This is a genomic window from Shewanella sp. cp20, assembly GCF_000832025.1.
Lineage (GTDB): Bacteria > Pseudomonadota > Gammaproteobacteria > Enterobacterales > Shewanellaceae > Shewanella.
In genome coordinates this window covers 90,615-102,492 of sequence record NZ_JPII01000027.1, presented here as the reverse complement: position 1 = coordinate 102,492, position 11,878 = coordinate 90,615, and the positions used below count along the sequence as shown (strand labels likewise).

The 11,878-nt window shown below is 56.4% G+C and carries 2 protein-coding genes and 1 pseudogene; 1 reads left to right on the top strand and 2 read right to left on the bottom strand.

Annotated features, from left to right (window positions below; genetic code table 11):
• The first annotated feature begins 156 nt into the window (after positions 1 to 156).
• Positions 157 to 4,388: pseudogene (fdhF, locus tag DB48_RS09990) on the top strand (formate dehydrogenase subunit alpha).
• Between the two features lie 165 nt (positions 4,389 to 4,553).
• Here fdhF and DB48_RS09985 read toward each other — a convergent pair.
• Both DB48_RS09985 and DB48_RS09980 read right to left on the bottom strand, forming a co-directional pair.
• Positions 4,554 to 6,218 carry a methyl-accepting chemotaxis protein gene (locus DB48_RS09985; protein ID WP_041510146.1) on the bottom strand — a complete coding sequence of 555 codons (1,665 nt, stop codon included), beginning with the start codon at positions 6,216 to 6,218 and terminating at the stop codon, positions 4,554 to 4,556.
• A gap of 278 nt (positions 6,219 to 6,496) precedes the next feature.
• Positions 6,497 to 11,614: a S8 family serine peptidase gene (locus DB48_RS09980; protein WP_041510145.1), complete on the bottom strand. Its 5,118-nt coding sequence runs from the start codon at positions 11,612 to 11,614 to the stop codon at positions 6,497 to 6,499.
• Positions 11,615 to 11,878 lie beyond the last annotated feature (264 nt).

Below are 11,878 nucleotides of genomic sequence, written 5' to 3'. Positions count from 1 at the left end.
TACTCGATAAAACCTTGTTTCGCTAATTTACCGATACGCCTTGTTACCCATAGGCAATCCATAAAAACCATCAACGAGACCAAGGTTGTCGAGCTCAAGATTACCAAACTTAAGACTGTCGAGCTCAGGCTTAGATTCTAATAAAAGGTCCCTACCATGATAGAACTCACCTTCGACGGCCAGGTCGTCAAAGCCAACCGGGGCGACGATCTGCTCAGCACGGCCAAGGCCGCAGGCATAGCGATCCCAAATTTATGTCATCTGGGCAAGCAACTGGATGACAAACTCGCCGGCAAGCAAGATTGCAACCTCTGCTACGTCGAGGTGCGAGACAGCCGAGGCGAAACCCGCACCATCAAGGCCTGTAAAACACAGGTCGACGCGCCGCTCGAGGTGATCACCCATTCGGCCGCCCTAAGCAAACGCCGCCAGGCCGCCCTGAAACACCTGCTGAGCGATCACTTCGCCGACTGCGAGGCGCCCTGCCAACAGGCCTGCCCCGCCGGGGTAGACGTACAGTCTTATCTGTTACATATCGCCCAGGGCAACCACAGAGAGGCGGTCAAGGTGATCAAACAGACCCTGCCCCTGCCGCTCTCTATCGGCCGCGTCTGCCCGGCCTTCTGCGAGTCTGCCTGCCGCCGCGGCGAGCTGGACGAGCCCCTGGCGATTCGCCAGCTTAAGCGCCACGCCGCCGATTTTGATCTCGACAGCGAAGAGACCTACATCCCTCCCAAGGCGCCCGCCACAGGTAAACGCGTTGCCATCATAGGCAGTGGTCCAGCGGGGATCAGCGCAGGATACTATCTCTCCAACGCCGGCCACGAGGTGACCATTTTTGAGTCGATGCCCAAGGCGGGCGGCTGGCTGAGATACGGCATTCCCGAATACCGTCTGCCAAAGGCGATCCTCGACCGGGAGATAGATCTCCTGTGCCAAAATGGCCTGATAATCCAGACCGATACCCGCCTTGGCCGCGACATTCACCTCAAGGAGCTCGTCGACCAGTTCGACGCCGTGTGTCTCGCCATCGGCGCCCAGAAAGCCGTGCCCATGAACTACCCTGGGGTGGATCTCGAGGGTTGTTATCTCGGGGTGGATTACCTAAAGGATCACTGCACCGACAACCGCTACCATACGGGCAAGAAGGTGGCGGTGATCGGCGGCGGCAATACCGCCATCGACTGCGCCCGCACCGCCCTGCGTAAAGGCGCAGAGGTGACCCTGGTCTACCGCCGCACCCGCGATGAGATGCCGGCGGAAACCTATGAGATAGAAGAGGCCGAACACGAAGGCGTGCGCTTCTATTTCCTCACCAACCCTGTCGAAAACCATGGCGACACCAATGGCCGTATCGAGGCTGTTACCTTCGAGAAGATGCGCCTTGGTGAGCCAGATGCCTCGGGCAGACGCTCTCCCCAGGCCACAGGCGAGACCTTTACCGAGGCCTTCGATACCGTGATCCCGGCCGTCTCCCAGACCCCGGACATGGAGTTTTTGATCCATCCCGAGAGCCAGCTCTCGAGCGGCGAGGTGGCGCTGACACGCTGGAATACCTTCTCCGGCTGTGAGCACACCATGTCATCCGGGGTCGAGAAGCTGTTTGTACTTGGCGATTCGCGCACGGGCCCGGCCACGGCGGTGGCCGCGGTGGCCGATGGTCGTAAGGCCGCCAATGCCATCGAGAAGCTGCTCAGCGGCGAGCTGAGCTGCGAGTTGACGCCTGCGCCCTTTAACTCGCAAAAACAGACCGACAAGAAGCCAGATACCCGCCACTTCCCCGCACGCCTGTTGCAAGCCAAGGCCAAGATGCCCGAGCTGGCCATCGACAAGCGCCTGAGCAATTTCGACGAGATTGAACTTGGCTTCAACGATGAGGCGGCGATGCTGGAGGCCGCTCGCTGTCTCGAGTGTGGCTGCCAGGCCAACACGGAGTGCGCCCTGCGGGACTATGCCACCGAATACCGCATCGACGGCGCGGCGCTGGACAAGCAAGGCCACCGTGCCTTCACTCAGGATGACAGTACGCCCTTTATCAACTTCGATCCCAACCGCTGCATCAGTTGCGGTGCCTGCGTCAGCGCCTGCCATCAACAATCGGGCCATAAGGCGATCTGCTTCGAGCCCGACAGCTACCTGGCCCTGCCTCAGGAGAACGCCCAACAAGCCGTCCGTCAGGCCCCTCGCGCCGGTTTTCGTGCCACCATGGCCGACAGCCAGTGTGTGCAGTGCGGTAACTGTGTCCAGGTCTGCCCGACAGGGGCGCTGACCGATGCCAGAGATAAGCGTCAGGGAGTCAAGGAACAGCTGAAGCAGACCTCCACCGTCTGTACCTACTGCGGTGTGGGTTGCCGTATCGTGATCCACAGCGATCCCGTGAGTAACGAGATAAAAAGGGTCACCGGCGACAGTCGCTCCCAAGTCAACGAAGGCATGCTCTGCGTCAAGGGGCGCTTCGGCTTCGACTTCATCAACAGCCAGCAACGCCTGACCCAGCCGCTGCTGCGCAAGGCGGGCGAACTGGTACCCGTCAGCTGGGCAGAGGCTATCGACTACATAGGCAGTGAACTTAGCCGCATCAAGGCAGAACATGGCGGCAACGCCATCGCAGGCCTGGCATCGGCCAAGGCGACCAACGAAGATAACTATCTGTTCCAGAAGCTGTTTAGAAGTGTCATCGGCACCAACAACATAGATCACTGCGCCCGCCTGTGCCATGCCTCTACGGTGACGGCCCTGCAGGACAGCCTGGGCAGCGGCGCCATGACCAACGATATTCCATCGATCAAATCGTCGGACCTTATCTTCATCCTGGGCTCGGATACCGAAGCGGCTCATCCCATCATCGCCTCCAAGATAAAGCAGGCGGTGAATCAACACGGCGCCCGTCTGGTGGTGGCCGACCCCAAGCGGGTCAGCATCGCCGACCACGCCGAGCTCTACCTGCGTCACCGCCCGGGCAGCGACGTCATGCTACTCAATGCCATCATGCAACAGATCATTAAAAATGAGTGGCACGATAGCGACTACATCAAGCGGCGCGTCGAGGGGTTCGATGAGCTCCTCAGTGAGGTGATGAAGGAAGACTACGGCCTGAGTAACGCCGCCAAGATCACCGGCGTCGACGCCGATGAGATAGCAGATCTGGCGCGCATGATAGGCACGGCGAAAAAGACGGCCGTCTACTACGCCATGGGGATCACCCAGCACACCTCGGGGCACGACAATGTCACCGCCATCGCCAATCTGCAGCTGCTGTGCGGCAACATAGGCGTCGAGGGAGCGGGCATCAATCCGCTGCGGGGTCAGAGCAATGTCCAGGGGGCCTGTGACATGGGCGCCCTGCCCAACTACTTCACCGGCTACCAGAAGGTGACCGATCCCGAGGTGCAAGCCGCCTTTAGGCAGGCCTGGCAACAGGAGTGGCTACCGGATCAGATTGGCCTGGCGGCCACCGAGATGATGCACGCCCTGGCACACGGTAAGCTCAAGGCGCTCTACGTGATGGGGGAAAACCCTGTGCTGAGCGACCCAGACCAGGCCCATGTGATGCAGGGATTGGAGTCGGCCGAGCTGCTCATAGTGCAGGATATCTTCATGACCGAAACTGCCCTGCTGGCGGATGTGGTGTTGCCGGCGGCCAGCTTTGCCGAGAAGCCGGGCCACTTCACCAACACCGAGCGCCGGGTGCAGCGCCTGCAGGCGGCCATCGAGAGCCCAGGGCTGGCGCGCCGCGACTGGCAGATCGTCTCAGATATCGCCAAGGCGCTCGGAGCCGAATGGCACTATGAAGATGAAGAGGCGATTTGGCAGGAACTGACCCGGGTCACGCCGCAATACCGCGGCATCCAATGGCAAGACACAGATCCGAGTACGCCAAAAGGCCTGCAGGGTAAGCAGTGGCCCTGCCCGGCACCAGGCCATGAAGGCACCCGCCTGATGCACCAGGAGCGTTTTACCCGCGGCCTTGGCAAGATGCAGGCCGTCGGTTACCGTCTACCGGCCGAGCTACCCTGTGAAGATTACCCCTTCACCCTGTCGACGGGTCGTCTGCTGGAGCAGTTCCACACGGGCACTCTGACCCGCAAGACCGACGGCCTCAACGAGTTGGCCTCGCCTAAGGTAATGATGTCGGCCATAGATGCCGACCGTCTGGGCATCAACAACGGCGATGTGTTGACCCTGTCGACTCGCCGCGGCAGCATCAACATTGCCCCTTCGTCACGCGACGTGCGCAGCCTGGGGTGCTCTTCCTGCCCTTCCATTTCGCTGAGGCGGCGGCCAACAAGCTGACCAACAATGTGCTCGACCCTGTGGCCAAGATCCCCGAGTTTAAGATCTGCGCCGTCAAGGTGGAGAAGGCCAGCGAGGCCATCTGCTGGCCCTGATGCCCGGCGGATAGCCCTGACCCATGGCCTTGACAGATAGCCCTAGCTGATAAACTGATGAAAAAAGGCCGTAACTTAGGTTACGGCCTTTGTCTATTTTTTAGCACGTTGACTCGATAGGGGCATAGCTCCCACAGAACCTTAAACTGCCCCTTATACAGCCCCCTAGACCTTAAACTGTCCGACCAGGGTATCGAGATTGCGTCCCTCGTTGGCCAGTCCCTGACTGGTATCCGAGGCGCTGTTACTGGCCTGCAACAGCTCGTTGACGATCTCCTGAATCGCAAACACGTTGCGGTTGATCTCCTCGGTCACCGAACTCTGCTCGGTGGCCGCGGTGGCGATCTGAGTACTCATGTCGTTAATCGAGGTCACCGCCGAGGTCACCGCGCCCAAGCTGTCTGAGATCGCCCGCGACGAGGTCACAGAACGATGACAGCTCTGCTGACTCGACTCCATGCTGCTCACCGCCAGCGACACCAGGTTATGCAGCTCGGAGAGCATCTCATTGATCTCTAAGGTACTGGCCTGTGTCCGGCTGGCCAGGCTGCGCACCTCATCGGCCACCACGGCAAAGCCGCGACCCTGTTCCCCGGCACGGGCGGCCTCGATGGCGGCGTTCAGCGCCAGCAGGTTAGTCTGCTCGGCGATGCCACCGATCACAGTCAATACGCTGTTGATCTTCTGCGACTGTTCATTGAGCGAGTTAATATGCCCCGCCGCCATGTCGATTTCGGCCATTAGGGTCGACACCTCATGCAGCGAACTGTCGACACACTCCTGGGCATTGCCCACATCCTGGGTCGCCGCCTGAGTCGCCTCGGCCACCTGAGTCGTGCTCATGGCCACCTCAGAGGCGGTCGCCGACATCTCGGTAATGGCCGTGACCACCTGATCCGTCTCGTTGTTGTGGCTTATCAACTGCTGAGCCATGGCCGAGGTCTGAGAGGAGATATTGTCGGCACCACTCTTAACCTCCACCGTGGCCCTTGCCACATCCTTGATGATCCCCTGCAGCTTATCGACAAACTGGTTGAAGGCGCGACCCAGCATGGCGATCTCATCGCTGCCCTGCACGTCGAGGCGCTTGGTCAAGTCCCCCTCGCCCTTAGCGATATCTTCGAGGTTCTGCACCATGTTATGAATGGGGTTGACCATGCGCTGGGCGGCCACCAGCATCACCACTGCGGTGATAGCCACCAGCACTAGGGCAAATAGCATGATCATCATCGCCTTGTCGTTCATGTGCTGGGTCATCACCTCACGATAGCTGTCCACCTGGGCATCGATATCGTCGGTATAGGCGCCGGTACCTAAGATCCAATTTTTACTCGGTACGGTCGCGGCGTAGCCTATCTTAGGCACTAGGCCTGTGACCCCAGGTTTGGAGTAGTCATAATTAAAGAAGCCATCGCCGCTTCTGGCGGCCTGGATAAGACCGACGACTATCTTCTTGCCGTTAGGATCTGTCATGCCGATCTGCGCCGTACCTTCCAGCGCCGGCTTAACCGCATGAAATCGGTTGAAACCGTCAAAATCATAAATAAAGAAGTAACCGGCACTACCGAAACGCACGTTACGCAGCGCCTGGTTCACATCGCCTGCCGCCCCCAAGGAGAGCTGATGCTCGACGATATCCAGGGCAATATCGACCTGATCTTTTAACTGCGCCTTACGTTCGCTATAGAGGCTCGCCTTGAAGGTCGCCATATTCTCTTCGAGAGAATTGGACTCCAAGTTATAGGTAATTGAAACTAAAAAGAGAAAACTCAATATCAGAGGCAGAAGCGCAAATACTAACAGCTTATTTTTCATTCTTAATTGCCACATGTTCCACTCCAGCAGGGTTTCTATTATTTGTAAGTAAAATATAGCTAAAAAGTAGCAGTGTCAGCGCCTAATGCCAGATAAATTGTAGTAGATCAATAATCTTTACTAACTTGCCCGAATTTCCACCTAACATAAAAAAAGCCAGTACTCCATCCCTGGAATACTGGCAATCACTTCACTTATTGGTTTGTGCCTAGGTATCGCCCTGATAGCTAGGCACTAGGCGTTTATCGCTTTGTCAGGCGGCTTAGTTCCAAACCGCCTGAACATTCCCCAGATTAGCGTGCTAACTTGCGGCGCAGGCCGGCAAACATCAGCAGCATGAGAGCCGCGAAACCAAGCGCACCACCGTCATCTTTTTCTTCGACTTCGGGTTGTGTCTCTGGCTCAGGCTGTGGCTCGACACCGTCAGAGACGATCGTCAGCATAAAGCTGGTCGATGCCGCATCGGCTGGGTTTTCCACATCACTCACGGTAACCGTCACTTCAACCTCACCATAGAAGTTCTCTTCTGGTGTGATGGTGATTTCGCTGCCCGAAGTATGGCCATCGACCACAGCGGTAATGTGCTCACCGGTAACTGTGATCTGATTAACGCTGTTTTGCTCATCGGCGTACATCACAGCAATGCCTTCCAGACTCGTGTTCTCGGCAACACTCTGGTCGGCGATGGCGCCCAGGGTGATGTTAGAAGCAACACTGACGGTATGGCTCATGCTGATATCGGCCATGCCTTCGACCTGGCTGACGGCATTGACCGTCAGGTCCTGACCGGCGGCATTTTGCTTAACACGGGTCCAGGCGGTGACTTCAAACTGTGAGGACTCTGGCCCCACATAGTCGTAACAGATCACCAGGCCGTCGGATAATTTCTTATCCAGCTCGCCATAGCTAAACTGCTCACCCAGATACTTCTGTAGTGGTCCATAGGCATACATACCGCCTCGGAAACCCTGCACACCGATAGAACCGCGACCGCCCTGTGAACCGAAGTCCAGATTGTCATAGGCCATCATCATCTCGTACTCACCGTCGCCATGGCGGGTGTTGACGTTGAAGATCAGCTCGAAGTCGAATCTGTCATCCTGTTCGTCCCACTGGTAGACGCGGTTCGCATCACGACCTGCCGACTTGTATGTACGGGCATTGTCGTATTCCAGGATAGCCCAACCAGTTTGTGTGCTGGCAATTGAGATACCCGAGCGCTCGCTGAAGTTGTTGATCAGCGGTGCCGACAAGATACCTCTTGGCGCATTAGGATCCAGTACCTCGAAGCCACGCCACATCATGCCGATCGTCTCATACGGGAAGCTGTTGTATGGGAAGATGTCATGATATGGGAAGAAGAAAGGCTGACCTTCCCATAGCGATACGATGCCGTGGGCATGGATATCCAGCGCATTCTGCTTGCCGACGTTGAGGTTTTCGCTGTTGTTATACAGATGGAAACTGTCATAACGACCACCGAAGATCACATCGATTGGCAGTGCAATACCCTTGCGGTAAAGAATATTATTGTCTTTACCTGTGAGGGCACGACCGTTGGCGTCATACTCAACTGGCGCAAAGCCACTGAACATAGGATAGATACGGAACTCTTCGAGGTTCACATAGCCACCTGGGTTGCTGTTGCCGAAGTTTGGCGTACGGCACATGGCATCTTCCAGGTTAGTGGTCACATTATAGCTGGCTTCCATATCTGCCGTGTTAGGCTGGACACCACTAATGGTCAGCTTGCCATCTTCCAGGCTGATGTCTGTGACTATCTCTTTCGATGAGGTCAGTACATCTTCCACATTCAAGCTTAGGCCTGTCGGAATGTCAGCGCTAATGGTAAAGGCGCGATCGATACCACTGTCGTTAGGCTGAACCTCGAAGGTGAGAGGTACCTGCTCGCCCAGGTGTGCACCGGTTTGTGGCACATCCAGATTCACATCGTCGACACCACGTTCCAACTTGAAGGCCACCTTGCCTATGTTGCCGGCGTTGATCTCTGAACTACCAAAGTCGATCAGCGAGTAATACACGTCGCCCTCAACCATCTCAGGCAGGTTCCAGTTAACCTGAACATCTACAGCGTCCTGACCATTGCTGGCTGGCACGTCGATGCTCATGTTTGACGCCACAGTGTCAGTCACTACCGTAGTCGCAAACTGGAAGGTCTCTTCCATGGCGTCAAAGTAGTTGTTCTGTAGCGAGCCCTTTCTTGGGTTGTAGAATACCGCCCAGTACTGGCCCTCTTCCGGCTGGTTGATGTTACAGAAGTTGTCGTACTGGATGTGGTTAGACACACAGAGTAACTCTTCATACGGATCCGCTTGGCCGTTACCGTTGTAGTCCTTACCCACAAATACTAAGAGGTTACCCTTATCCAGGGTGCCTTCCAGTTCACTCTCTGTGGTACCGAAAGACTCGACCATCAGACGACGGGCGTTGGCTGGCACATCGATCATCTCGACATGAGTCGCCTCATCCAGACGCTCTTCCATAGGCACAGTCATGTCACCCGATGCGCTCCATGGGAAGTTACCATCATCATCTTTTGGTAGGGTAATGGTCTTCACATCGGCCTTGACCGGCGCGAAGATGCGGCCGTGGATGTTGTCACCTTCAGGCAGGTTGATGCCCTTAATGACCACATTACCGTCGTTACGATGCGCGGTTGCCGCCAGGCGTCCAGGCATACCGTTCTTATCGTACTTGAAGACCACTGGCCAGTGCGCCTCTGAGGCATTGCCTGTGGTTTCGGTGAAGATCAGGCTTGAATGCAGCTCAACTTCCGCGTTGCTGAACCAGTCTTGGGTATCCATGATCGAGGCCTCGACCACGATATCCATGGTCTCACCGGCTTCGAGGCTAAACTCGCTCGGGGTTACCTTGATAGACACACCATTTTGCGTCATCTGTGAACGAGGATCGAATGCCCAGTTCTTCACGTCATCATGGGTCACGCTCCAGCTACCGGCTGTGGTCGCCTTGATGGTACGGATCCACTGACACTTAGGCTTACACTCAAAATTCACCAGCTGTGGAATGTTGAGCTTATGCACCGCGCCACCGTTTTGCGGATCGGCAGCCTTGAAGTTCTCGGCAGTCTCGTCCAGGACAAAACCGGCCTTGGCGGCGTTAGCCACGTTGATACGACCCGTACCTGCTCGGTAGGTCGACGCCAGTGCCACATCACCATTTTCATCGTCGAGTCTGTGGTACTGCACCTTGTTCTCGGCAGTCATTGCCAGCGCAGACTGGATCTCGGTAGCACTCCAGTCCGGCTTAGCCTGCTTCAGCAGCGCCATGGCACCAGCCACATGTGGCGAGGCCATAGAGGTACCGCTGAGGAAGGCAAAGTCACCGGATGCACCACTGCTGACAAACGGATGCTCATCGGCAAACGCAGCGTAAATATTTACACCAGGCGCCGCAACCGCTGGGATGAGGGCTTCAGGCGTCGAAGGGCTCGGGCCACGTGACGAGAAGGCGGCCAGCCAGTCGGCGCGCTCAGGGTCCAGGTCACGATCTATCGTCGTCTCTGAGATGGTCAACACATGGTCGCTGCCTTTAGCCAGCCAATCACTCAGGCCGTAACCAGACATGCCGTTGTCCCAGCGACCATCCCACTCCTGCTTGGTGATATGTATGCTTGGCACAGAGTAGGCTGCGGTTGCTACGATAGCGTCGGCATTGGCATAGTTGTACATGATCATGCCATCGGCGCCGCCCGCCTTGATGTTGTCGGCCTTGGCAGTTCGGGCGATGCCGTTAGGATCGCTAAGACTATTACGCTTACATACCACAATCACATCGGTTGGGTTGCCGCCAGAATCTGTCAGGTCGAAAGTCCCCGCCGGGAATGGCTCGCCACAATACTCATCACCATAGTCGCTGGCCTTCACCACCATGCCGGTTACCGAGCTGGTGTTTACCGCACCGCCGACAATCTCGCTCCAGCGAGGCATTTCGGCGCCGCCCATAGGTTCGACAAGCTTGGTCTCTACCAGAATCTCGCGTGAGTGAGTGCTCGCCGCCACGTTCATCAGCCAAGGCGAGGCATGGTCGATGGCACCGAAATACTCTTTATATCCCTGAGGCTGACCCGAGTTACCCGCCGCGGCCGCCACAGAGATACCTGCTTCGCGTGCCGACAGGAAGGCCAGTTCCACATCGTCGCTCCATGGGTGAGAATCCTGACCACCGATAGAGAAGTTAATCACATCCACGCCATCGCTGATGGCATCTTCGATACCGGCGATAAGCGCTTCACCTGGACAGCCAGCGTTTAATGCGTTCGAAGGATGACATACCTGATAAGAGACGATGTTGGCATGAGGCGCCACACCACTCATGCGTGGGAAGAGTGCCTCTTTCACCACGTTGCCATCGTTAACCGCCCCCGGCGCCGGATTCACAAAGTCGACATCCAGCAGCACGTTACCCGCCGCTGTCGAGGCCACGTGAGAGCCGTGTCCCTGGTAATCTTCACCCACTGCCGGACGCGTATCGCCATAGACACCGCTGGTGAAGTTATCAGTGATCACAGGATATGAGCGCACGCCGATCAACTTGTCGTTACACAGGCCTTCGAAGCCCTCTTTCAGACAGTCGCCCACATACTGGCCCGCGCCCCATGGGTTTTGATGGTCATAGCCATCGTCGCCCACATCGGCAAAAGATCTGTGGTCTGTGTTTACCCCGGTATCGATAATACCGACGATCACGTTCTCACCCTTGTAAGGCACAGAGTCTGTCACTGTGCCGGTCCAGATCTTGTCGGCGCCAATCAGCTCTGGGCCGACATCGCTGAGCAGATCATAGGTCTTAGAACGACGAACAGAGGCGACGTTCGCCATCTGGGAGACGCGCTTGGCCTCTTCCTGGGTCATGGTCATAGAGAAACCGTTGACCGCATTGGTAAACTGCTGACGCACAGGGCGATCGCCCAGGGTGGCCGACAGTTCAGAAATGACCGACTGCTGCTTGCTCAGCAGCTGATCGCGGTAGTGTTTAATCTCGCGGTTAACCGGCTGACCGGCGACAAACAACTTAGCCTCACCTGGTTTACCCTTGACCGAACTGCGCTCGGCGCCGCCTTGAGCCAGCAGACTCGCGCCCGCCTGTGCCAACGGCTTCTGATAGAGTCTGACGATATAGACGTGCTCGCCAGTCAGCCCCTCTTCGGCGACGAACTTCTGGTTCTGATGGCTGATCTGTACGTTCAGACCATCGTTTTGCAACAGGTTAACCTCTTGCGTGCTGCCGGCGTTGAGCTTTTTCGCCTGCTCGGCGGTGATCTTCAACGGCTCGAGTCTTTCGACCTTACCCGGCTGTATCGCCGCATGGGCCATACCGGCACTGTAGAGTGCGGCTGCCACGGCTGTTACTAATGTTTTCACTCTCATGAAACTTCCACCTTTTTTGTAGTTATGCCCTGATGAAGCTTGTTGTTTGCATACTTATTCACCAGCGAACTAACATATAATCATGATGGCTTAACTAATGTGGATAGCTTTGGTGTAGCATTTTGTAGTTTTGTTAAAAAACAAACATTTGGTTAACAGCGGGTTATTTTTACAACTTTCAGGTCAGACCACAGAAAAAACCAAAACCTAAAAACAATAATAACTAGAATTAAAACAACGCATTAAATACAGCAAGCCGAGTTT

Excerpts from the sequence above, each read along its gene's own strand:
- DB48_RS09985 (WP_041510146.1), bottom strand. The coding sequence starts at position 6,218 with ATGTGGCAATTAAGAATGAAAAATAAGCTGTTAGTATTTGCGCTTCTG.
- DB48_RS09980 (WP_041510145.1), bottom strand. The coding sequence starts at position 11,614 with ATGAGAGTGAAAACATTAGTAACAGCCGTGGCAGCCGCACTCTACAGT.